23 protein-coding genes are annotated in these 20,705 nt (G+C 72.3%); 4 read left to right on the forward strand and 19 right to left on the reverse strand.

The annotated features are described in order from the left end of the window. Window positions 1-3: 3 nt before the first annotated feature. Window positions 4-423 carry a hypothetical protein gene (locus ACIGO8_RS03285; protein ID WP_399723213.1) on the reverse strand — a complete coding sequence of 140 codons (420 nt, stop codon included), beginning with the start codon at window positions 421-423 and terminating at the stop codon, window positions 4-6. Between the two features lie 156 nt (window positions 424-579). On the opposite strand from ACIGO8_RS03285, the gene ACIGO8_RS03290 reads away from it, so the two are divergent. Then, window positions 580-1,560: a hypothetical protein gene (locus ACIGO8_RS03290; protein ID WP_399723214.1), complete on the forward strand. Its 981-nt coding sequence runs from the start codon at window positions 580-582 to the stop codon at window positions 1,558-1,560. Here the strand turns inward: ACIGO8_RS03290 and ACIGO8_RS03295 are convergent. The 14 genes from ACIGO8_RS03295 to ACIGO8_RS03360 form a co-directional block, all read right to left on the reverse strand. Beyond that, entirely contained in the window at window positions 1,511-2,773 is a 1,263-nt protein-coding gene (locus ACIGO8_RS03295) for a hypothetical protein (RefSeq protein ID WP_399723215.1), read from the reverse strand. The two genes, ACIGO8_RS03290 and ACIGO8_RS03295, sit on opposite strands and share 50 nt — an antisense overlap. A gap of 7 nt (window positions 2,774-2,780) precedes the next feature. Beyond that, window positions 2,781-3,395: an OmpA family protein gene (locus ACIGO8_RS03300; protein ID WP_399723217.1), complete on the reverse strand. Its 615-nt coding sequence runs from the start codon at window positions 3,393-3,395 to the stop codon at window positions 2,781-2,783. 10 nt (window positions 3,396-3,405) lie between these two features. Next, the gene (locus tag ACIGO8_RS03305; protein ID WP_399723219.1) at window positions 3,406-3,987 is read right to left on the reverse strand and encodes a hypothetical protein; all 582 of its coding nucleotides are present in this window, start codon (window positions 3,985-3,987) and stop codon (window positions 3,406-3,408) included. Window positions 3,988-4,008: 21 nt separating this feature from the next. Beyond that, window positions 4,009-4,692 (reverse strand): pilus assembly protein TadG-related protein, encoded by a 684-nt coding sequence (locus ACIGO8_RS03310; RefSeq protein WP_399724290.1) that lies wholly within the window; start codon window positions 4,690-4,692, stop codon window positions 4,009-4,011. Continuing rightward, window positions 4,689-4,916, reverse strand: a complete 228-nt coding sequence (locus ACIGO8_RS03315; RefSeq protein WP_399723221.1) for a Flp family type IVb pilin — start codon at window positions 4,914-4,916, stop codon at window positions 4,689-4,691. The genes ACIGO8_RS03310 and ACIGO8_RS03315 overlap by 4 nt, the downstream gene beginning before the upstream one ends. A gap of 96 nt (window positions 4,917-5,012) precedes the next feature. Further along, window positions 5,013-5,594 carry a response regulator transcription factor gene (locus ACIGO8_RS03320; protein ID WP_399723223.1) on the reverse strand — a complete coding sequence of 194 codons (582 nt, stop codon included), beginning with the start codon at window positions 5,592-5,594 and terminating at the stop codon, window positions 5,013-5,015. An 8-nt stretch (window positions 5,595-5,602) separates the two neighbouring features. Further along, entirely contained in the window at window positions 5,603-6,490 is an 888-nt protein-coding gene (locus ACIGO8_RS03325) for a DUF5936 domain-containing protein (RefSeq protein ID WP_399723224.1), read from the reverse strand. A 13-nt stretch (window positions 6,491-6,503) separates the two neighbouring features. Then, the gene (locus tag ACIGO8_RS03330; protein ID WP_399723226.1) at window positions 6,504-7,448 is read right to left on the reverse strand and encodes a type II secretion system F family protein; all 945 of its coding nucleotides are present in this window, start codon (window positions 7,446-7,448) and stop codon (window positions 6,504-6,506) included. Between the two features lie 138 nt (window positions 7,449-7,586). Continuing rightward, window positions 7,587-8,933, reverse strand: coding sequence for a CpaF family protein (locus ACIGO8_RS03335; RefSeq protein WP_399723228.1), 1,347 nt, complete (start codon window positions 8,931-8,933; stop codon window positions 7,587-7,589). Then, window positions 8,930-9,304 (reverse strand): TadE/TadG family type IV pilus assembly protein, encoded by a 375-nt coding sequence (locus ACIGO8_RS03340; protein ID WP_399723229.1) that lies wholly within the window; start codon window positions 9,302-9,304, stop codon window positions 8,930-8,932. Before ACIGO8_RS03340 ends, ACIGO8_RS03335 begins: the two co-directional genes overlap by 4 nt. A gap of 53 nt (window positions 9,305-9,357) precedes the next feature. After that, window positions 9,358-9,693 carry a TadE/TadG family type IV pilus assembly protein gene (locus ACIGO8_RS03345; RefSeq protein WP_399723231.1) on the reverse strand — a complete coding sequence of 112 codons (336 nt, stop codon included), beginning with the start codon at window positions 9,691-9,693 and terminating at the stop codon, window positions 9,358-9,360. Window positions 9,694-9,739: 46 nt separating this feature from the next. Next, complete coding sequence (locus ACIGO8_RS03350) at window positions 9,740-11,014, reverse strand: CpaE family protein (protein ID WP_399723233.1); 1,275 nt, start codon at window positions 11,012-11,014, stop codon at window positions 9,740-9,742. Between the two features lie 7 nt (window positions 11,015-11,021). After that, a complete protein-coding gene (cpaB, locus tag ACIGO8_RS03355) occupies window positions 11,022-11,732 on the reverse strand; it encodes a Flp pilus assembly protein CpaB (protein WP_399723235.1) in 711 nt (236 codons plus the stop codon). A gap of 101 nt (window positions 11,733-11,833) precedes the next feature. Further along, the gene (locus ACIGO8_RS03360; RefSeq protein ID WP_399723237.1) at window positions 11,834-12,781 is read right to left on the reverse strand and encodes a hypothetical protein; all 948 of its coding nucleotides are present in this window, start codon (window positions 12,779-12,781) and stop codon (window positions 11,834-11,836) included. 279 nt (window positions 12,782-13,060) lie between these two features. On the opposite strand from ACIGO8_RS03360, the gene ACIGO8_RS03365 reads away from it, so the two are divergent. Then, window positions 13,061-14,743 (forward strand): chitinase, encoded by a 1,683-nt coding sequence (locus tag ACIGO8_RS03365; protein ID WP_399723239.1) that lies wholly within the window; start codon window positions 13,061-13,063, stop codon window positions 14,741-14,743. 251 nt (window positions 14,744-14,994) lie between these two features. Next, window positions 14,995-16,344, forward strand: a complete 1,350-nt coding sequence (locus ACIGO8_RS03370) for a M14 family metallopeptidase (RefSeq protein ID WP_399723241.1) — start codon at window positions 14,995-14,997, stop codon at window positions 16,342-16,344. Here the strand turns inward: ACIGO8_RS03370 and ACIGO8_RS03375 are convergent. The 4 genes from ACIGO8_RS03375 to ACIGO8_RS03390 are packed head-to-tail and all read right to left on the reverse strand — an operon-like array spanning window position 16,341 to window position 19,189. Next, the gene (locus ACIGO8_RS03375; RefSeq protein WP_399723243.1) at window positions 16,341-16,862 is read right to left on the reverse strand and encodes a hypothetical protein; all 522 of its coding nucleotides are present in this window, start codon (window positions 16,860-16,862) and stop codon (window positions 16,341-16,343) included. The genes ACIGO8_RS03370 and ACIGO8_RS03375 overlap by 4 nt on opposite strands. A gap of 49 nt (window positions 16,863-16,911) precedes the next feature. After that, window positions 16,912-17,322 (reverse strand): RidA family protein, encoded by a 411-nt coding sequence (locus ACIGO8_RS03380; protein ID WP_399723245.1) that lies wholly within the window; start codon window positions 17,320-17,322, stop codon window positions 16,912-16,914. Beyond that, on the reverse strand, window positions 17,319-18,107 hold the full coding sequence (locus tag ACIGO8_RS03385; protein ID WP_399723246.1) for an IclR family transcriptional regulator: 789 nt from the start codon (window positions 18,105-18,107) through the stop codon (window positions 17,319-17,321). The genes ACIGO8_RS03380 and ACIGO8_RS03385 overlap by 4 nt, the downstream gene beginning before the upstream one ends. Then, the gene (locus ACIGO8_RS03390; RefSeq protein WP_399724293.1) at window positions 18,104-19,189 is read right to left on the reverse strand and encodes a sugar kinase; all 1,086 of its coding nucleotides are present in this window, start codon (window positions 19,187-19,189) and stop codon (window positions 18,104-18,106) included. Before ACIGO8_RS03390 ends, ACIGO8_RS03385 begins: the two co-directional genes overlap by 4 nt. 245 nt (window positions 19,190-19,434) lie before the next feature. Between ACIGO8_RS03390 and ACIGO8_RS03395 the strand changes: the two genes are divergently transcribed. Next, the gene (locus ACIGO8_RS03395) at window positions 19,435-20,700 is read left to right on the forward strand and encodes an alanine racemase (protein WP_399723247.1); all 1,266 of its coding nucleotides are present in this window, start codon (window positions 19,435-19,437) and stop codon (window positions 20,698-20,700) included. Window positions 20,701-20,705 lie beyond the last annotated feature (5 nt).

Raw genomic sequence — 20,705 nt, forward strand, 5'->3', positions numbered from 1 at the left:
TTATCAGCCGCCCGGTCGAATCCGCCCGAATCGCGCCGCCAGGACCGGCCCCAGCTGCGCCACGATCCCGTAGCCGGGCTCGTGCGGGTGGGGCAGATCGCCGAGGAAGGAGGTGACGATCACCTCGTCGACGCCGACCACGCCGCGGCCGCTCTGCTCCTCGAGGAAGTCGAGCGTGCGCCGCCAGTCGACGGCGCGGCCCTCCTCTCCGAGGAAGGAGCGCACGGTGTCCTGGACGACGTCCCAGAAGAAGACGTGGGGCAGGACCCGGCCCTGGCTGAAGACGTGCGCGTCGTACGCGGCACGGAAGTCGGGGACCCGGGCGACGAGGTCGCTCACCAGCTGCACGCTCGGGGCGAGGGCCGGGAGCGAGGTCGAGGCCGGAGTCTGGGTCGGGGTCGGCGTCGGGGTCGGAGTCGTCATCGGCTGCCCATTCCGAAAGCGCTATGGAACTGTTCGGACCAGGATGCTCCTGCCGAAGTACACCGTCCCGTCGCTTTTGCGCTTTCCTGACGACGTCTTTCGCCGGGTTTTCCACAGGGGGTGCGAAGTGTCGCTCTTCCGTGGATCGTTGGGCGTATGTACGAGTTGGTGAGTCTCGCCAGGGGCGGGGTGCTGCTCACGGTGTGGGCGCTCGCGGCCGGCTGGCCGCGGGGCCGGCTGGCGGGGCGGCTGCGCGGGGACGGATGGCAGCGGATCTGCCGGGGCGCGTGGGCGGTCCCGGGGAAGGAGGTGGACTGGAGGGTGCGGGCCGGGGCGATGCAGCTCCTGCGGCCCGAGCTGGTGTGCAGCCACCGGACGGCGGCGGCGCTGCACCGCATCGAACTGCTCGCGGACGCCCGGGCGGAGGCGGACGTCCTCGAGTTCACCGCTTGCCGCGGCAAAGTCGCTCATGGCCGGATACGGACGCGGGCGGCCGCGGTCCGGGTCCACACGACGTCCCGGCTCACCGACGGGGACTGCTCGCTGCGGCGCGGGCTGCGGGTGACGGCGCCGGCGCGCACGGCCGGCGATCTGATACGGGCCGCCGCCGGCCGGGAGGCCGCCGTGGTCGTCGCGGACTCGGCCCTGTCGCACCGCCGTGTCGCCGGCCTGCGCCGCGGGCCCCTCGTCCGCCCCGAGGACCTGGCCGCCGAACTCGCCGAGCCCCGCCGCCCCGGCGGCCCCGCGGCCCGCCGCTGGCTGCGGCTCGCCGTGCCCGGCACCGGCTCGCCCGCCGAGACCGTCGCCCGGCTGCGGATGCACGACGCCGGCCTGCGCCCCGAGACCCAGCCGACCCTCCACACCCTCACGGGCCGCCCTCTGCACCCCGACTTCTACTTCCGCGCCGCCGGACTGGTCGTCGAGATCGAGGGCTTCGCCTACCACGGCACCCGCGAGGCCCACGAACGCGACGTCCGCCGCTTCAACGACCTCCAGACCTGCCCGGGCGTCCGCCGCGTCCTGCGCTTCACGGCCCACGAGGTCTTCACCCACCCGACCCGCATGACCACCACGATCCGCACGACCCTCAACGTCCTGCTGCGTGGCGGCCACGAGGACGGCGTCGCCCTGACATGACCACCGGCCAGGCCCCGAGCCCGGCCACGAGAACGGTGCCGGTGGTGACACCGGCGATCCCGACAATCCGAAGGGCCGGATCGGGCCCGGAAGGAGAAGGAGAAGGCGAAGGAGGAGGGGTGGGGCGGGGGGAGGGGGAGGGGCCCCCGGAAGGAGCGAGGACGGCGACGTCGAGGGCCAGAGGCACGGGTCCCGGGGCCCGGCGGTCGAGCGTGAGCTGGACGTAGTAGGTGCCGGCGAACCGCATCGCGGCGACGGCTTCGGTGCCGCCCTGGGTGCGGTTGGCGTATGCGGCGGGCGCGGTGGCCAGAAGCAGCGCGGCGGGCCCGCCGGTGTACAGCTCCTTGCGCTCGTCGACGGCGCCGCGCGCCGGGTTGTACAGGGCGAGCCGCAGCCCGTCCGGCAGTGCGGAACCCTGAGGCGGTGGCGCGGCGTTGCCGAACCGCGCCCGTACGAAGAGCTGCTGGCCCCAGTCGACCTGGATCCGGTAGAAGCGGCTCTCCCCCGGCCTCAGCTCGTCCCGCCAGGTGCCGCCGCCGTCACCGTGGCCGTCGAGCGGCGCGGCGTCGTTGAAGCCGGTGCCGCCTCGCACCGGCCGGCCCATATCCGCGCCGAGCACCCCGGCGGGCGGCGCGGTCGGCCAGTCGGTGGGAGCGACAGCGAGCGGGGCCGCGGCCGCGTCACCCGGGCCGGAACCGTGCCGGGGCGCCTGCTCGACGACGTAACCGAGTTCCAGGGTCCGGCGTCGCGCCTCGCCCCGCTCCCTCCCGACGCCTTCCACGACGAAGAGGTACTCCCCCGGCTCCTGGCAGAGCCGCCCCGGTTCGACGCGCCGGCTGACGTAGTCGGCGACGGGGCGGTCGGTGTCACCGTAGAAGCGGACGTCGGTGTGCGGGCCGCAGGCGAGTCCCGAGGCGGTGCGGAGCGAGAGCGACACTCCGTCCACGACGTCCACGGCGAGGCCGGGGTCGGCGCCGGCGGCGGGCGCGAGGACGGCGGAGAGAAACACGTTCGAGGAACCGTCGAGCCGGACCCGGTAGGTGCGGGTCTCGCCCTCCGCGATGCTGTCCGTATACGTACCGGGGCCGGGCAGCAGCGCGCCGGTGCCGACGGGCCGGGCGTCGGGTGCGGTGCGGTAGACGGGCGGCGTCGGGTCGGCGGCGGGGGCGGCGAGCATCCCGAGGACGAGCGCGAGAGTCGCGGCGCTGCGCATCGCCCCGCTACCCGCCGGAGGTGCGCGGGAAGGAGACCTCGACCCGGCGGTTCTTCTTCCGTCCCTCCTCGGTGGAGTTGTCGGCGATCGGGTAGTCCTCGCTGTATCCGCGGATGTCGAACGTCGTCCCGGGATCGAGGCTCTTCGCCAGCTCCTGCTGCACGGCGTCGGCGCGCTGCTTGGAGAGCTTCAGTCCGTGTTCGTACGTTCCGAGGTCGTCCGTGAAGCCGAAGACCCGGACCCGGCCGGATCCCTGCTTGTTGATCTCTGCGGCGATGGCGGCGATACGGGCCGTGGCGGAGGGGCTGAGTTTGGCGCTGTCCTTGGGGAACAGCACCTCGGCCTGCAGCGCGAACGTCACGTCGACGTTGGTGTCCTCGCGCCGCTGCTCGCCGCCCTCCTCCTCGACGATCTGCTTGATGTCGAGGATCTTGGCGGGCGCGAGGGTGGCGCCGTCGGGGAGCATCAGCGCGGGCGAATGGGCGTCGATGGCGGGCGGCGGCCCGGCGTCGGACATGGACCCGGGCGGATCGTCGGCCCGGGCGGTACCGACGCCTCCGGCCAGCAGGACGACGGTGGCGGTGAGAGCGGCGAGGCGGCGGGAGGTCGACGTCGTCTTCATGGCTGCGCCCTCAGGAGAGCTTGATGGTGGCGGGGTCGAAGGTGGGGAGCTGGAGCGAGACCTCGGTGGTGGTGGGGGGCGGGGCGGGGAACTGCATGAAGACGGAGCTCCAGGCGCCGGGGGCGAGGCTGGAGAGGTCGGTGGTGGTGAGCGGCCGCCCGTCGGTGTCCCGGAGGACGTAGTAGCGCTTCTTGCCGACGGAGTCGACGAGGGTGGCGCCGCCGAGGGAGTTGCCGTGCTTGATGATCTCGGTTTCGTTGCCGCCGAGCTGTGCCGGGATGACGCGGACGCTGTCCGCGGTGTTCCTGAGCTTGCCGCTGACCGTGACGAATCCTCCTTGGTCCCGCTTAGCGGAGAGAATCGAAAGCTCCAGGCCTTCCTGGCCCTTGAGCACGGCGATGGGCTGGGCAGGTTCTTCGGACTGCGGCTGGGTGTTGCCGCCGCTGCCCTTGTCGGACGGTGTGGCCGCCGCCGGCTTGTCCTGCGGTGGCTGCTCCTCGCCGCCGCAGCCGGCGAGACCGAGGAGCAGACCGGCGGCGACGATCGTCGCGGCCATTCCTCTGCCGGCCTTCTTCGTGTGCCGCACACTCATGGGAACAGGGTCCTTCGCTCGTCAGTCGGCCAGTCGGACGGTAAAGAGGTCGGCCGCGTCGGGCAGCCTCGGATGATCCGGGTCGATCGTCCACTCGATGCCGTCGCAGACGAGGCCGGTGATCGGTTCCGGTTCAGGGCTCGGCGTCGGAGTCGGCTGCGGGGTGGCCGTGTCTGAAGGCGTCGGCGTAGCCGGGGTGGGCGGTGGCGTCGGTTCGGGTGCGTCGAAGGAGCATCGGGGCTTGAGTACTGCCGTCGCCGTCGCCACGGTGTGCTTGTCCTCGGTTCCCGGCACGAGCGACCGGCCCACGGAGTCGTCCGTGCGGACCCGTACCCGGAACTCCTCCGCACCGTTGGTCCGCACGGGCCGGCACCCGTCGTCCCTGTGCCAGAGCTGCGCTCCGTTCTTCGCGGCGTAGGCTGCCGCCTCGTCGCAGGCCTGATCGACGTCGTAACGATCCCCTCGCACGTAGGCGTCCCAGGCGTCGGGGTCGAGGATCACTTCGAGCCAGCCCTGCCGCAACTGCTCCCGCGCGTCCTGCGCCGCGGCGAGCGCGGCGGCATCAGCGGCGGTCTGTCCTCCGTTGCGGTTGGCTGCCGCCTGACCCACGGCGAAGTAGACCAAGGCGAGGAACAGCAGCCCGGCCATCACGGTGATGTAGACCGGGAAGGCCTGCCCGGAGTCACCTCTGCTCCGAACGCTCAGCGCTGTCCGCCACCGCCCCCGGTGAGGCTCGCGATCTTGTTCGCGATGGCGTTCTTGATGTCCTGGCCGATGCTCGTGCCCGAGATCGCGACCACGATCGCCACCACCACCACGATGATCCCCAGGTACTCGACCGCCGTCTGCCCGCGGTCGTTCCTCCTGGTGGACCAACTCTCCGCCCGCACCTTGGCCTTGGTCACGGCCCTCAGCAGCGCGTCGTTCATGGCGTTCCCCTCCGAGTCCGGCGTCGCGGGCAGGGTACGCCGGGGAGGCGGGGGGATCACAGGGTCCGTAGGCCCAATCACGGTGGGTAGTCGGCGTCATGAGGCGGTCCTCGTGCCGAGCCAGGAGGCGATGGCCTCGCCGCGGGTGGTGCTGTGGAGTTTGGCGAAGATGCGGTTGATGTGGTTCTTGACGGTCTTTTCGGTGATGGAGCAGGTGGTGGCGATCTGCTGGTTCGTCATGCCGGATGCGATCAGGTCCATGACCTCCACCTCCCTTGCGCTCAGACCGAATCGTTGCACTTGCGAAGCTGGATTTCTGAAGCGCAGTATATTCGAGACAGTTGACCCAGCACCAGCATGTGCAGTCGCACGCACCGCCCGTAAGAGTTCCGCCTCGTCGAACTTTCCGTGGACGAGCTGCGCGCACGCCGACGCGCCGGCCGGGGTGCGCACCGGGACGTGGGTGAGGAGGAGGACCGGGGCCAGCGGGGTCAGGTGGTGGAGGGCGGTCGGGCCGTCGAGGAGGATCAGGTCCGGGGTCAGGCGGCGGGCGTCCGTCACGGCCGCGTGAGGATTGTCCGCCTCGCCCACCACGCGCAGGTCGGGCCGCGCGCCCAGCAGGGCCGTCAGGCCGGCCCGTACGACCGGGTTCCGCGAGGCCACCAGAACTCTCAGCATCAGGGACCTCATTCGCCCGTGATGGAGCCGAAGTCGGTGCCCGTGCCGAGGAACAGGCCCGCGCCCAGCAGGATCATCGTCGCCGGGACCATCAGCGTCGTGATGACCATCGTCGCCTTCGGGACGGCCTTCGCCGCCTTGCGGCGGGCGTTCTGGGCGTCGGTGCGGCGCATGTCGTTGGCGATCTGGATGAGCGTGTCGACGATCGGCGCACCGAGTTCCTCGCCCTGCTGGAGGGCGGTGACGAACTGCGCGACCTGCTCGGAGTCGTTGCGGCGGCGCAGTTCGTCGAAGGCCTGGCGGCGACTGACGCCCATGTCCATCTGGCGCAGGGTGATGCGCAGTTCGTCGGCCCACGGCCCCTCGTACTTGTCGGCGACGCGTTCCAGCGCCTGCCGGAAGCCGAGGCCGGCGGAGACGACGACGGCGAGGACGTCGAGGAAGTCGGGCAGGGTGCGTTCGATCTGGTCCTTGCGGATGCGGACCGCAGACCAGATGCCGACCTCGGTCCAGAAGGCGCCGAAGGCGAACAGCAGCAGCGCCACCAGGTAGGAGCCGCGGGTGAGCATGAGCAGGCCGCCGAAGCCGCCGAGGAAGCCGTAGACGGCGCGCCTGGCACCGTACCGGTTGATGGTGAGACCGCCCGGGTTCCCGGCGAGGTCGATCCGGCGCCGTACGGAGTTGACCCGCTTGGGCCCCATGAGCCGCAGGACGGCGGGCGACCAGCGCATGCCGAGCCGGTCGACGACGGAGTCGACGGCTCCGGTCCGGCTGGCGCCGACCTCCAGGGCGAGCTGGAGGTCGTCGGGCAGGCGGGCGTCGGCCCGGTAGAGGCGGATGCCGTAGCAGACGCCGGCGACGGCGAGGCCGGCGAGCAGGGCCAGGAGGAGATCCATGTCCGATGGCCCCTTACACGTCGATCTTCGCGAGCCGGCGGATCACCACGAAGCCCACCACGTACAGCCCGAAGGCGAGCACGACCGCCAGCTGCCCGAGGCCCGAACCGGTCATCCGGTCCAGGGCGCCGGGCTGCATGTTGTCGATGAGCAGCAGCGAGCCGACGCCGATGACCGGGACCGCGTACGCCGTCAGGCTCACCTGCGACAGCTGCGTACGGACCTCGCGCCGGGTCTCCTTGCGCTCCTCCAGCGTCTCGGTGAGGTTGCGCAGCGAGGAGACGACCGTGCCGCCCGCCCGGTTGGCGAGGACCAGGGTCGTGACGAGGACGACGAGTTCGCGCGACGGGAGGCGTTCGGCCAGCTCGCCGAGGGCGTCGTCGATCGACCTGCCGACGGCCAGCTGCTGGGCGACCCGCTCCAGTTCGTCGCCGGCCGGGGCCTCCAGCTCGTCGGCGGCCAGCGACAGCGCCATGCGCAGGGCGAGGCCGGCCTGGGTGGCGTTGGCGAGGATGCGGGAGAGCTCGGGCAGCTGGTTGATGAACTTCTCGATGCGCTTCTGCCGCTGCCAGTTGAGGAACCCCATGGCCACCCACACGCCCAGGAAGCCGCAGATCGGCCCGAAGAACGGCGAGAGCAGCGCCTGCCCGGTGATCCACAGGGCGGCGACCGTCACCGCCATGGCGACGACGAACTCTCCGGGTGTGACGTCGAGGCCCGTGGCGCAGATACGGAGTTCCAGCCTGCGCCCGAAGGCCGTACGCCGCACCCGCCGGTCGACGCCCCGGAAGGCGCGCCGGCGCCGGCCCGCGCCGTCGCCCGCCTCGCCCGCCGTCTGGGACAGGCGCGCGATCAGCGCGGCCCGCTGGGCGGCCCCGCTCGCGTACAGCTGGACGCCGACCACGGCGAGGACGCCGGCGACCAGCGCCACGCCCACGGTCAGCAGTGTCGGGTTCATGGTGACGAATCTCCCCTACTTCCCCTGCTTCCTCTACGGCCCTGAGTCCTCGCGGCCGTGCGCCGGTGCGTCCTCGCGGCCGTGCGCCGGTGCGTCCTCGCGGCCGTGCGACCGTGCCTCCTCGCGCCCACGCGTGCCCTACTTCGCTTCCCGGGTAGCGAGCTGGTCCGCGCTCTCGGCGACGCCGAAGGCCTGCGGAACGGGCTGGCCCGCCATGTAGAGCCGTTCCGCGACGCGGCGCGGCAGCGGGTGGTAGGTGAACTCGCCGTGCACCCGCCCGTCGGCGGCGAGCGGCTGCGCGTGGAAGCGGCAGACGGTCGCGAGGAGATAGCGCTCGGGGCCGTTGGAGGCGAGGATCGCGATCTCGGTGACCCGGCGGGTGCCGTCGGGATGCCGGGTGAGCTGGACGAGGACGTCGACGGCGCTGTTGATCTGGTCGCGCAGCGCCTCGAACGGGACCTTCACCTCCGACATGGAGGCGAGGGTCTGCAGCCGCATCAGGGCGTCCTCGGCCGAGTTGGCGTGGACGGTGGCGAGCGAGCCGTCGTGGCCGGTGGACATCGCCTGGAGCATGTCGAGCGTCTCCCCGCCGCGCACCTCGCCGACGACGATACGGTCGGGGCGCATGCGCAGGGAGTTGCGGACGAGGTCGCGGATGGTGACCTGGCCGCGGCCCTCGATGTTCGGCGGCCGCGCCTCCAGGCGGATGACGTGGGACTGCTGGAGCTGGAGTTCGGCCGAGTCCTCGATGGTGATGACCCGCTCGCCCTCGGGAATGAGCCCGGACAGGGCGTTGAGCAGCGTCGTCTTGCCGGTGCCGGTGGCGCCCGACACGATGATGTTGAACTTCGCCTGGACGAGGCCGGACAGCAGCAGCAGCATCTGCTCGTCGAGCGAGCCGAGCCCGATCATCTCGTGCAGCGTGTACGAGCGCGGGAAGCGGCGGATGGTGAGCGTGGCGCCGGTGAGCGACAGCGGCGGGATGATGACGTTGACGCGTTCGCCGGACGGGAGGCGGGCGTCGACCATCGGATTCGACTCGTCGACGCGGCGGTTGACGGTGGACACGATCCGCTCGATGGTCTGCATCAGCTGCTCGTGGGACGCGAACCGCAGCGGCAGCAGCTCCACCCGGCCGGCCCGCTCGATGTAGATCTGGTCGGGGCCGTTGACCATGATCTCGGTGATGGAGGCGTCCTCGAGGAGCGGTTCGAGCACGCCGAGGCCGAGCGCCTCGTCCACGACCCGGCGGATCAGCTGGGCCCGCTCGGCCGTGGAGAGGACGGGGCCCTCGCGGCTGATGATGTGCCCGAGGACGCGCTCAAGCCGGGCCCGCCGCTCGGCGGCGGCGAGCGCGGACATCTCGGTGAGGTCGATCTCCTCCAGGAGCTTGGCGCGGAACGACGCGACGAGATGACCGTCCTCGCGTCCGGCGCCGCCCGCCCTGTTGTCCTCGGGCGTGTGGATACGGGACCGCAGGCTCATGGCTGGTCCTCCTCGGGCGCGAAATCGGGCACGACGTCGGACCCGGAGGCGGGCACGGGCATGGTGGCGGTCTTGGTCACCCGCGGCGGGTCCAGGAACGGGATGACGGACGGGACCTCGACGGAGACGGTCCAGCTCCCCCGTCCCGAGGAGCTGATCGTGCTGTGGTCCGCGATCCAGTCGCTCATCGCCGCCCGTCCCGCCGCCCGCGGATCCGGTACGGCGTCCTCGTCGTCCACGCCGGCCGCGCGCGCCGCCGCCCGCGCCGCCGTGCCCGCCTGCTGGGCGGCGTACGCGGCGATGCCGAGCTGCACGCCGACGAGGCCGATCAGCAGCAACAGGGGCAGGAAGCCCAGGTATTCGACGGCCACCTGGCCGCGGTCGGCAGGTCTCCGGAGGCGGCCCCACGCCGCCCTTGCGCGTCTCATCGGTCGTCGCCCTCCCAGACCGCCGCCGCCTCGCCGCGTACGTCGAACGGGAAGGCCGCCGCGCCCGGGAACAGCACGGGCACGTGCAGGGTCACCGTGGCGTGGTACATCCCGTCCCCGCGCCCGCACTCGGGCGAGACTCCCTTCTGCCAGGCGCCTTCGAGGTGCCGCAGCGCCGCCTCCTCGCAGCTGTCCCCGACCGCGCCCGCCCGGGCCGCCTCGTCCGCCGCGTTGCCCGCGAGCGTGTAGGTGTAGCCGATCAGCACGCACTGCCACAGCAGCACGAGCGTGAGCAGGATCAGCGGCAGCATGCCGGCGAACTCGACCGCCACCTGTCCCCTGTCCCCGTCCGCACGCCCGGGCCACCGCCGCTTCATGTCAGCGCCCCGCCCCGCGCCGGCGCAGCCCGAGGGCGCCCCGCTCCCGGTCCCGGTCCGCGCCCCGTACGAGCTCCTTGCCCGGCGCGCCGGCCGGGCCGGCCGCCTTGACCAGGCCCAGTTCGCCGGCCAGCGACCACAGCGCCTGCTTGACCGAGGAGCGGGCGTCCAGGTCGTGCAGGCGGCCGGCGTCGACGACGGCGGCGAGTTCCTTGAAGTGGGCGGGGACGGCGACACCCGCCAGGCGCGTGCCGGTGATCTTCTGGATGAGCGGTGGCTGGATCTCGGTGGTGCGCTGGTGGCGGTTGACCAGGACCGTGGTCTCCTCCGGCTTGCGGATCTGGAGCCGGTCCCACATCCGTACGACCCGTTTGGCGGCCCGCACCGCCACCACGTCCGGTGTGGTGACGAGCAGGGCGGTCTCGGCCGTCTCGATCGCGGCGGCGCCGGCGGCGTCGAGGTGGGTGCCGCAGTCGATGACGACGACCTCGTGGCGGCTGCGCAGCGCGCTGACGATCTGGCGGGCGGAGCGGTCGGTGACCTCCTCGCCGCGTTCGCCGTCGGCCGGGGCGAGGAGCAGCGACAGGCCCGTCTCGTGGACGTAGACGGCGTCCTGGAGGACGCGGGGCGAGAGGTCGTTGATGGCGGCGAGGTCGGCGAGGGAGCGGCGGAACTGGACGTCGAGGTAGGAGGCGATGTCGCCGCCCTGGAGGTCCATGTCGACGAGGGCGACGGTGCGGCCGGAGGCGCGGGCGGCGAGGGCGAGGTGGACGGCGGTGACGGTGGTGCCGACGCCGCCCTTGGCGCCGCTGACGGTGACGACGGTGCCTCCGGGGCCGGCCGTGGTGTCGGTTGCGGCGCCGCCGAGGTGGCGGCGGACGCCGGTGGACCACTGGGCGGCGGCCTGGACGCGGCTGGCGAGTTCCTCGTAGCCGAGCGGGAGGGTGACGAGGCCGCGGGCGCCGGAGTCCATGGCGGCGGAGAACAGCACGGGGCTGGCGTCGGCGGTGATGAGGACGACGCCGACGGCCGGGAAGCGGAGGGCGACCTCGCGGATGAGTTCGAGGGCCGGCACGGGGCCGATGCGTTCGTGGACGAGGACGACCTCGGGCAGTTCGTCGACGGACTCGGCCGCGAGGCGGGCGAGGGTGTCGACGAGCTGGGTGGAGTCGGCGACGGGCCCGGCGGGTTCGGCGTCGGGCAGCTGGCCGATGAGGGTGGTGACGGCGCGGGCCGCGTCCGGGTCGCCGACCGCCGGCAGGATCCTCGTGGTCATGCGGGCCTCACTTGTCCTTGTCGAGCGTGTAGGTGCGGTCGCGCGGGTCGGGCGGTGTGGTGCTGCCCGGGGCGACGAGGGCGAGGCGGACGTGCTGGGCGAAGGACTCGGCGTAGGCGACGCGCTGGGTGTCGGTGGCGGAGAGGGCGAAGGTGACGGGTACGGCCTCGGTGCGGCTGGAGGCGCGGTCGTCCCGGTCGCTGATGGGCGTGAGCTTGCCGATGTCGAGGACGCGGGCGCCGGCGACGATGAGCCGCGACTGGGCGCCCTGGACGCCGGTGCCGCGCTCGCCGGCGAAGGTGGCGTAGATGTTGACGGTGGCGCCGGGCGTGATCTTGCCGGCCACTCCGGTGGCGGCGTCGATCATGATGGCGATCTCCTGCTGACCGGGTTCGAGCGCGGGCCGGTCGACGATCATGTCGCTCTGGAGGAGCGAGCCGGCCTTGAGCGTGGTGACGGCGATCTTGCCCTCGGTCGCGCGCAGGTCGGTGACGGCGGTCGCCGGGAGCCAGCGCTCCGGCATCGTGATCTTCTCGAACTGGGCGGTGCCGAGCGGGGTGTAGGGCTTGATGTCGCCCTTGATGCGGTACGCGGTCACTTCGGGCCCGACCTTGGAGTTCACGTCACTGATCACGGAGAGGACGCCGGCGAACGCGCCGAGGGCGCACAGGACGGACAGCAGCAGCAGGATGACGCCACGGCGCTGGCGGGAGTTCATGGCCGTACTACCTCGATCGATCGTGGACGGGAACGGACGGGAGCGGGCAGGGACTGGCGGGAGCGGACGGAGACGGGACGGGGCGGACGGGGACGGGCGGGCTAGCGGGATGTGTGCGCCGGGGCGGGTTCGGCCGTGGGCAGGGGCGCGGCGCAGAAGCCGCAGCGGTCGCCGATGAGCTCCATTCCGCACCAGTGGCAGGTCTCGCGCCGTACGGACGCGACGAGTTGGTGCAGTACGGGAAGGTCGGGCAGGTACGCGGCGAACTCGACGAGCTTGCCGGTGCCCCACCAGCGGGGCGAGGACTCGGGCAGGGCCGTCTCCTGGACGGCGCGGACCTGCCAGCCGGGGGCCAGGGTGGCGGTGGGCCAGTCGGTCTGGAGCTGGCCGCGGGCGAGGACGAGGTCGGTGGTGAAGGCGGGCCCCGCCAGGCCATCGGCGCCGCCGGCCGGCCCGCCGGCGCCGCCGGTCCCACGAGAACCGCCGGCCCCACGGGACCCGCCGGCACCGCCCTTCGCGCCGGACCCGCCCGCGCCGCCGCTTCCGAGGCGTACGAGCTGGGCGGCCGGCGCGGCGAGGACGGCGAAGTGGGCGCCGGGCAGCCAGCCCTTGACGTGGGAGGTGAGCCCGACGGGCACGTGGTCGAGCTTGGCGACGGAGGCGAGGACCGCGCCGGCGTAGACGTAGTGGGCGAGCAGCCGGGCGGCGGAGGCGAGGACGCCGGGGCTGAAGTCGCAGGCGGAGAGCTGGCGCAGCTGGCGGACGAGGACGGCGGTGCCGAGCGGCGGCAGGCCGGTCCTGACGATCGCGACGCGGTCGGTTTCGAGCAGGGACCGGACGGCGTGCAGGCGCCGCGCGGTCGCGGCCGGTGCGGTGGCGGGGCAGACGACGACGGCGTGGCCGTGGCGGTCGATCAGCTGCCGCAGGTCGGCGACGGCGGCGTCGAGCGGCCGGGTCTCGGGGCCGGGCAGGACGGCGGCCGGAGGCGTCTGGGGATCGTTCGGCGGCAGCACCAGGTCAGGGCTGGTGACCGCAATCGCTGTCGGCACGTCGGGCTCCCCCGATCCCTCACTGACCACTCGCTGGCGAGCACTCGTTGATCACTTGCTGCGTTCACCGCGTCACTGCCCTCGCACTCTATCCAGCCCTCCCGGGGTGGTGAACACACAATCCTTCAAGCTCCGTCACTTTCTTGACCTGTGCGGTCGTCTCTGAACTGCGGTTCTGGCCAAAGGTCTTGACAACGCAATTGGTCTGGACCAACTTGTTGCCCCAACGGTGGCCACCGTTCCGCACCTCACCTCCCCCACTCCCCTCGGAGGCATCCCGTGGACCGCACCACCAGAGCCTCGCTCGCGCTGGCCCTCGGCGCCGGGCTCGTCCTCGTCGCCGGCGCCGGCACCGCCCAGGCCGCCGACGTCAACGTCGCCAGGAACGCCGGCTTCGAGAACGGCCTCGCCAACTGGTCCTGTTCCGCCGGCAGCGGCGCGGTCGTCTCCTCGCCGGTACGCACCGGAGCGGGCGCCCTGCGGGCCACGCCGGCCGGCCAGGACAACGCCCGGTGCACCCAGACCGTGACGGTCAAGCCCGGCTCCACGTACACCCTGAGCGCCTGGGTGCAGGGCGGCTACGCCTACCTCGGCGCGAGCGGCACCGGCACCACCGACGTCTCCACCTGGACGCCGGACAGCAGCGGCTGGAAGCAGCTGACGACCACCTTCACCACCGGCGCGAACACCACCTCGGTACAGGTCTACACGCACGGGTGGTACGGCACGGCCGCCTACTCCGTCGACGACGTGAGCGTCTTCGGCCCCGACGGGGGCGGCGGCACCGACCCGGCCCCGACCGTCCCGGCCGCGCCCACCGGCCTCACCGCCGGCACCGCCACCTCGTCCTCGGTGGCCCTCAGCTGGGGCGCGGTGTCCAACGCGACCGGCTACAAGGTCTACAAGGACGGCGCGCTCGCGACCACCGTCAGCGGCACCTCGGCCACCGTCACGGGCCTCGCGGCGAACACCACGTATCAGTTCCAGGTCTCGGCGACCAACGCCGCCGGCGAGTCCGCCAAGTCGGCGGCCGTCTCCGCGAGGACCGCCGACGTCACCGACCCCGGTCCCGGTCCGGCCGTGCCCAAGCACGCGCTGACCGGCTACTGGCAGAACTTCGACAACGGCGCCACCGTGCAGAAGCTGCGGGACGTGCAGGCGCAGTACGACATCATCGCCGTCTCGTTCGCGGACGCCACCGCCACGCCCGGGCAGATCACCTTCAACCTCGACCCGGCCGTCGGCTACGCCTCCGTCGCCGACTTCAAGGCCGACGTCGCGGCCAAGAAGGCGGCCGGCAAGTCCGTGATCCTCTCGGTCGGCGGCGAGAAGGGGAACGTCACCATCAACAGTGACGCCTCCGCCACCGCCTTCGCCGACAGCGCGTACGCCCTGATGCGGGAGTACGGCTTCACCGGCGTCGACATCGACCTGGAGCACGGCATCAACTCCACGTACCTGACGAAGGCGCTGCGCCAGCTCTCCGCGAAGGCCGGCTCGTCGCTGGTGCTGACCATGGCCCCGCAGACCATCGACATGCAGTCCACCGGGACCGAGTACTTCAAGACCGCGCTCGCCGTGAAGGACATCCTCACGGTGGTCAACATGCAGTACTACAACAGTGGTTCGATGCTGGGCTGCGACGGCAAGGTCTACAGCCAGGGCTCGGTGGACTTCCTCACCGCGCTCGCCTGCATCCAGCTCCAGGGCGGCCTCGACGCCTCCCAGGTCGGCCTCGGCGTGCCCGCCTCGACGCGGGGCGCGGGCAGCGGCTACGTCGACCCGCAGGTCGTGAAGAACGCGCTCGACTGCCTCGCCAAGGGCACGGGCTGCGGCGGCTTCAAGCCGTCGCGGACGTACCCGGGCATCCGCGGTGCGATGACCTGGTCGACCAACTGGGACGCCACGGCGGGCAACGCCTGGTCGAACGCGGTGGGCCCGCACGTCCACGGCCTCCCGTAACACCTCACGCAACTCCTCGGACTCTCCTTCGACTGCTCCCATCAGGGGAATCCGTACGCGGCGCCGCCGGACGACCGGCGGCGCCGCGCCGTTTCCGGTGGGCGGACACGGGAGAATGTGGCCGAACTCCATGCCTTGACCCGTCCATGTCATGCACTCACCATGTCACCACCCGTACGACGTCCGACCGGTACGACCGGTACGACCGACCGTCTGTCGCACTCCCCCACACTCCCCACCCAGGAGACAGCATGCGACTTCGTACACGAGGTTTCCGCGGTAGGTCCGCCACCTTGGCGGCCCTCCTGGCGCTCGCGCTCGCGGCGCCGATCTCCGCGCTCGCCACCCCGGCCGGGGCCGACCCGGCGCCGACCGCCGCCACCCAGGGCGCGGAGGAGGTGATCCGGCAGTACGAGATCGCCGGGCCCGCCACCGCCGCCGAACGCACCGCACTCGCCGCCACCGGCGTCTCCATCGACGAGGTCGACGCCCGTTCGGTCGTCGTCAGCGCCAACGCCCAGCAGATCGCCCACCTCAAGAAGCTCGGCTACAAGGTGGGGGCCCTGCCCGCGCCGCCCGACCGCGGGACCGCCAAGGCGCAGCCGCTCGGCCCGCTCGACTTCCCCTCCGCCGACGCGAAGTACCACAACTACGCGGAGATGAACGCCGAGATCGACCAGCGCCTCGCCGCCTACCCGAACATCATGAACAAGCGGGTGATCGGCAAGAGCTACCAGGGCCGCGACATCGTCGCCATCAAGATCAGCGACAACGTGGGCACCGACGAGAACGAGCCCGAGGTCCTCTTCACCCACCACCAGCACGCCCGCGAGCACCTCACCGTCGAGATGGCGCTCTACCTGCTGCGCGAACTCGGCGCCGGCTACGGCACCGACACCCGGATCACCAACATGGTCAACAGCCGTGAGATCTGGATCGTGCCGGACCTGAACCCGGACGGCGGCGAGTACGACATCGCCAGCGGCTCCTACCGCAGCTGGCGCAAGAACCGGCAGCCCAACTCCGGTTCCTCGTACGTCGGTACGGACCTCAACCGCAACTGGGACTACAAGTGGGGCTGCTGCGGCGGCTCCTCCGGCTCCAAGAGCTCCGAGACCTACCGCGGCACCGCGCCCGAGTCCGCGCCCGAGGTGAAGGTCGTCGCCGACTTCGTCCGCTCCCGCGTCGTCGGCGGCAAGCAGCAGATCAAGACCGGCATCGACTTCCACACCTACAGCGAGCTGGTCCTCTGGCCCTTCGGCTGGACCAACTCCGACACGGCCACCGGCATGACCCAGGACGACCACGACGCCTTCGCCGCGGTCGGCAAGAAGATGGCGGCCAGCAACGGCTACACGCCCGAGCAGTCCAGCGACCTCTACATCACCGACGGGTCGATCGACGACTACCTGTGGGGCGCCCAGAAGATCTTCAGCTACACCTTCGAGATGTACCCGGCCTCGTCGTGGGACGGCGGCTTCTACCCGCCCGACGAGGTGATCGAGCGGGAGACCAGCCGCAACAAGGACGCGGTGCTGCAACTCCTGGAGAACAGCGACTGCATGTACCGCTCGATCGGCAAGGCCGCGCAGTACTGCTAGCGTTCGCCGCCGTTCTCGTCGAAGTAGGCGTCCAGCACCGCGTCGAGCTGTGACTCCCACTCGGCGATGCGGTCCCTGGCCGGCGCCTGGACCTCGAAGGGGTACCAGCGCCGGTCAGGCGTGTGCACGATGACGGTGAACCGCTTGCCGAACCGGCCCGACCGGCTCTCGACCGCGCCGATCTCGTCCCAGCGGAAGTCGCAGCTCTCCTCGTCGAGGCTCAGCCGCACGCCCCGCGCGTCCGCGACGATCCGCGCCCGCCGGTCGGCGGCCTCGAACACGGGGCCGTCGGCGACCGCGTCCTCGACAGCGGCGTCTCGTACCGCCTCGGTCGAATCCGCCTCTGCCGGCTCCGTCTTCGGCTCCGCCGGCTCCGCGGTCCGCGAGGCCTCGGCCGTCCGCTCCGGCTCCCGCGGCCCTTCGGGGCGCGCGTCCGCCGGCGCGATGCCCGGGACGAACGCCGGGTCGGCCGCGGCACCGTGCACGGTCTGGATGCTGGGTCCTGTGCGCTGCTCCACAGGAGGAGTATGGACGACGATCCTGTGAGCCGGACGACCCAGGGGTCGGTCAGCCGAGGACCGCCAGGGCGTCGATCTCGACGAGCAGGCCCTCGGGCAGACCGACGTAGACGGTCGTACGGGCGGACGCCGGCGCCTTGAGGTTCTGGTCCTCGAAGTAGGCGTTGTAGATCTCGTTCATCTCGGCGAAGTGGTCCACGTCGGTGAGGTAGACGCGCATCATCATCACGTCGTCCCAGCCGGCGCCACCCTCCTCGAGGATGGCCTTGACGTTGGCGAGGGTCTGGAGCATCTGCGCGCGCAGCGTCGGGCCGGCCGGTGTCGGGGCCTGGCCCGGGGTGGCGGGCAGGAAGCCGACCTGGCCGGCGACCTGGAGGATGTTGCCCTTCCTGACGCCGTGGGAGAACCTGGCCGGCGGCTCGGTGTGGGTCGAGGGAGTGAGGGCGGTCTTCTCGGTCATGCGGTGTCCTTCGTGGGTGTGGTGCTGGTCGTGCCGGTGGAGCCGGTCGTGCCCGAGTATTCACGGCTGATGTCGTCGGCGGTGCGACGCACGAGCGGGAGCAGGGCGAGGAGTTCCTCCGCGGTGACGACGACGTTGGGCGCCGACACCGACATGGCGGCGACGACCCGGCCGTCCGCGCCGCGGACCGGCGCGGCGACGCAGTTGATGGATTCCTCGTGCCCGCCGAGGTCGGTGGCCCAGCCTTGTTCGCGTACGGTCGCCAGCTCCTTGAGGAAGGCGGCGGCGTTCGGCGTCGAACGGGGCGTGTACGGCGGGTAGTCGAGCTTGCCGGCGAGGGCGCGGCGCTCGGGTTCGGGCAGGTCGGCGAGGAGGAGCTTGGCGACGGCGGCGACGGTGATGGCGACGGGCTTGCCGATCCGGGAGTACATGCGGACCGGGTAGCGGCTCTCGACCTTGTCGATGTAGAGGACCTCGCCCTCCTCGAGGACGGCGAGGTGGACGGTGTGGCCGGTGCGCTCGTTGAGGGCGGCGAGGTGGGGATGGGCGATCTCGCGGACGTCGAGGTTCTCGACGGCCTCCTGGGCGAGGGCGAAGAGGCGGGCGCCGAGGCGGTAGCGCTGGTCCTGCTGGCGGTAGACGAGGCCGTGTTCGTGCAGGGTGCGGAGCAGGCGCAGCGCGGTGGACTTGTGGACGCCGAGCCGTTCGGCGACCTGACCGAGGTCGGCGGGGCCCTGGGCGAGCAGCGGCAGGATGCTGAGCGCGCGGTCGACGGTCTGGCTCATGGCGTACGTACCTCCTGGTCCTCCCCCGTCCAGCCGGGGCCGAGGTGAAGTCTCTCCCAGGCCTCGTCGCCGAGGGCCGTCAGCCGGTCGGCGTGTGCGCGCCGCGGCGGCGCGGCGAGGTCCCCGCCGACGGTGAGCACGGCCGCGGCGCCGAGGTGCCCCTGCCGTGCCCGTTCCTTCACGCCGAGCCCGCGCAGTGTCCCGTCGAGGAAGCCGGCGGCGAACGCGTCGCCGGCGCCGACGTGCGCGACGACGTCGACCCGCGGGGCGGGCACATGCGTCACGCGGTCGGCGGCGCGGCCCGAGGCATCCAGGTCCGAGCCCTCCGGGCCCGAGGCCTGCGGGCCCGAGGCCTCCGGGCCCGAGGCATCCGCGCCCGAGGCATCCGCGCCTGGCGTCGCGCGGCGCTCGAAGACGAGGGCGCCCGCGGCGCCGTGCTTCACGACCAGCAGCGCCGGCTCGGGAAGGGCCGTGCGGATGGCGGCCGGGTCGGTGAGGTCCCACGCCTGCTCCGCCTCGTCGGCGCCGACGAGGACGAGGTCCGCGCCGCGGGCGAGGTCGAGGAGGACGCGGCCGCCCTCGGCCGGGTCGGGCCACAGGCCGGGACGGAAGTTGACGTCGAAGGAGACGAACGGGCGGCCAGGGCGGGCCGCCATGAGGGTGCGCATGAGGGCGAGGCAGGAGGCCGAGAGGGCGGCGGTGATGCCGGAGAGGTGGAGGATCCGGGCGCCGGCGACGGTGTCGTACGGGACGGTGTCCGGCGACATCGCGGAGGCGGCGGAGCCGGTCCGGTAGTAGACGACCTCGTGTGCGTCGGTCGCGCGGTCACCTGCGGTGCGGAAGTAGACGCCGGTCGGCCGTGCCGGGTCGCGGACGACGGCGCTGACGTCGACGCCGTACGCGGCGATCGCCTCGACCAGGTGGTCGCCGAAGCCGTCCCGGCCCACCCGCCCGACCCATTTCGCGTGGTGCCCCGCGGCGGCCAGCGCGCAGGCGACGTTGGACTCGGCGCCGCCGATGGCCCGGTCGAAGGAGGGAACGCCGGCGAGGCGGCCCGGCCGGGTGGGCAGGAAGGTGACCATGGACTCGCCGAGGCAGACGACGTCCGGGGTTCCGGTCACCTTCGGGCTCCCTTCGCGCGGTCGCTGCCGCGGGTCCGTTGACCCGGCGTCGGCCCGGATGTTAGACAGCCCGGAGCGATATGCGCAATGGACGTTGCACATGACGCAACAGTGCAATGCTGCAGACGCAATGCCGCCGACGCAGACGCAGACGCAGACGCAGAAGCGATGATGCTGCGGTCACAGGAGTCACGAGGAGGAGTCCCATGCCGGACCTGGCCAGCGAGCGTGTCGACCACCGTTTCAAGGGCCTCCCGCCCGACGCCGACGGCCTGACCGTCGGCGAGCTCGCCGCCCAGCGCCGCAACCTCTTCACCGGCGGCTTCACCACGCCCGTCCTCGCCCTCTCCGCGGAGTCCGTCGAGCACAACCTCCGCCTCCTGGAGAGCTACGCCGAGCACCACGGCCTCGCCTTCGCGCCGCACGGCAAGACCTCCATGGCGCCCCAGCTCTTCGACCGCCAGATCGCGTACGGCGCCTGGGGCATCACCGCCGCCGTGCCCCACCAGGTCCGCGTCTACCGCGCCCACGGCGTCGCCCGGATCTTCCTCGCCAACGAGCTCGTCGACCCGGTCGCGCTGCGCTGGCTCGCCGCCGAGCTCGACGCCGATCCCGGCTTCGAACTCGTCTGCTACGTCGACTCCGTCCGCGGTGTCGAGCTGATGGACGAGGCGCTGACCGCCGCCGGCGCCCGGCGCCCCGTGGACGTCGTCGTCGAGCTCGGCGCGGCCGGGGCCGGACGCACCGGCGTGCGCACCGAGGCCGAGTGCGAGGCCGTCGCCGACGCCGTCGCGGCCACGGACCGGCTGCGTCTGGTGGGAGTGGCGGGCTACGAGGCCACGATGCCGCAGGCCGACGCCGCCCGGGTCCGGGAGTGGCTGCACCGGCTGGTGGGCCTGGCCGTCGCCTTCGACAAGGCGGGCCGGTTCGCGCCCGGGCTGCCGGAGATCGTCGTCAGCGCGGGCGGCAGCGAGTGGTTCGACACGGTCGCCGAGGTCTTCGCCGGCATCCCGGAACTCAGCCGTCCCGTCCTGAAGCTGCTGCGCTCGGGCGCGTACGTCTCCCACGACGACGGCCAGTACCGCGAGAAGACGCCCTTCAACCGGATCCCCGAGGAGGGCGCGCTCCAGCCGGCGTTCCGGCTCTGGTCGCAGGTCCTGTCCCGCCCCACTCCCGACCAGGCCTTCACCAACGCGGGCAAGCGCGACGCCGCCCACGACCTCCACCTGCCCGAGGCCCAGGTCGTGCGCGACGGCCGCACCGGCGAGATCCGCCCGGCCGACGGCATCACCGTCACCGCCCTGTCCGACCAGCACGCCTGGCTGCGCACGGAAGCGGGCGCGGACGTGGAGGTCGGCGACTGGGTCGGCATGGGCCTGTCCCACCCGTGCACGTCCTTCGACAAGTGGCAGCTGATCCCGCTGGTCGAGGCGGACGGCACCGTCGTCGACTACATCCGCACGTTCTTCTAGGGCTT

This window comes from Streptomyces sp. NPDC053493 (genome assembly GCF_044544825.1).
Lineage (GTDB): Bacteria > Actinomycetota > Actinomycetes > Streptomycetales > Streptomycetaceae > Streptomyces.

Bases quoted from the DNA above. Each gene is read 5' to 3' on its own strand.
- ACIGO8_RS03285 (WP_399723213.1), bottom strand. From the start codon at position 423: ATGACGACTCCGACCCCGACGCCGACCCCGACCCAGACTCCGGCCTCG.
- ACIGO8_RS03315 (WP_399723221.1), bottom strand. From the start codon at position 4,916: ATGAACGACGCGCTGCTGAGGGCCGTGACCAAGGCCAAGGTGCGGGCG.
- ACIGO8_RS03330 (WP_399723226.1), bottom strand. From the start codon at position 7,448: ATGAACCCGACACTGCTGACCGTGGGCGTGGCGCTGGTCGCCGGCGTC.
- ACIGO8_RS03325 (WP_399723224.1), bottom strand. From the start codon at position 6,490: ATGGATCTCCTCCTGGCCCTGCTCGCCGGCCTCGCCGTCGCCGGCGTC.
- ACIGO8_RS03300 (WP_399723217.1), bottom strand. From the start codon at position 3,395: ATGAAGACGACGTCGACCTCCCGCCGCCTCGCCGCTCTCACCGCCACC.
- ACIGO8_RS03370 (WP_399723241.1), top strand. From the start codon at position 14,995: ATGCGACTTCGTACACGAGGTTTCCGCGGTAGGTCCGCCACCTTGGCG.
- ACIGO8_RS03295 (WP_399723215.1), bottom strand. From the start codon at position 2,773: ATGCGCAGCGCCGCGACTCTCGCGCTCGTCCTCGGGATGCTCGCCGCC.
- ACIGO8_RS03335 (WP_399723228.1), bottom strand. From the start codon at position 8,933: ATGAGCCTGCGGTCCCGTATCCACACGCCCGAGGACAACAGGGCGGGC.
- ACIGO8_RS03305 (WP_399723219.1), bottom strand. From the start codon at position 3,987: ATGAGTGTGCGGCACACGAAGAAGGCCGGCAGAGGAATGGCCGCGACG.
- cpaB (WP_399723235.1), bottom strand. From the start codon at position 11,732: ATGAACTCCCGCCAGCGCCGTGGCGTCATCCTGCTGCTGCTGTCCGTC.
- ACIGO8_RS03390 (WP_399724293.1), bottom strand. From the start codon at position 19,189: ATGGTCACCTTCCTGCCCACCCGGCCGGGCCGCCTCGCCGGCGTTCCC.
- ACIGO8_RS03380 (WP_399723245.1), bottom strand. From the start codon at position 17,322: ATGACCGAGAAGACCGCCCTCACTCCCTCGACCCACACCGAGCCGCCG.
- ACIGO8_RS03385 (WP_399723246.1), bottom strand. From the start codon at position 18,107: ATGAGCCAGACCGTCGACCGCGCGCTCAGCATCCTGCCGCTGCTCGCC.
- ACIGO8_RS03350 (WP_399723233.1), bottom strand. From the start codon at position 11,014: ATGACCACGAGGATCCTGCCGGCGGTCGGCGACCCGGACGCGGCCCGC.
- ACIGO8_RS03320 (WP_399723223.1), bottom strand. From the start codon at position 5,594: ATGCTGAGAGTTCTGGTGGCCTCGCGGAACCCGGTCGTACGGGCCGGC.
- ACIGO8_RS03395 (WP_399723247.1), top strand. From the start codon at position 19,435: ATGCCGGACCTGGCCAGCGAGCGTGTCGACCACCGTTTCAAGGGCCTC.
- ACIGO8_RS03290 (WP_399723214.1), top strand. From the start codon at position 580: ATGTACGAGTTGGTGAGTCTCGCCAGGGGCGGGGTGCTGCTCACGGTG.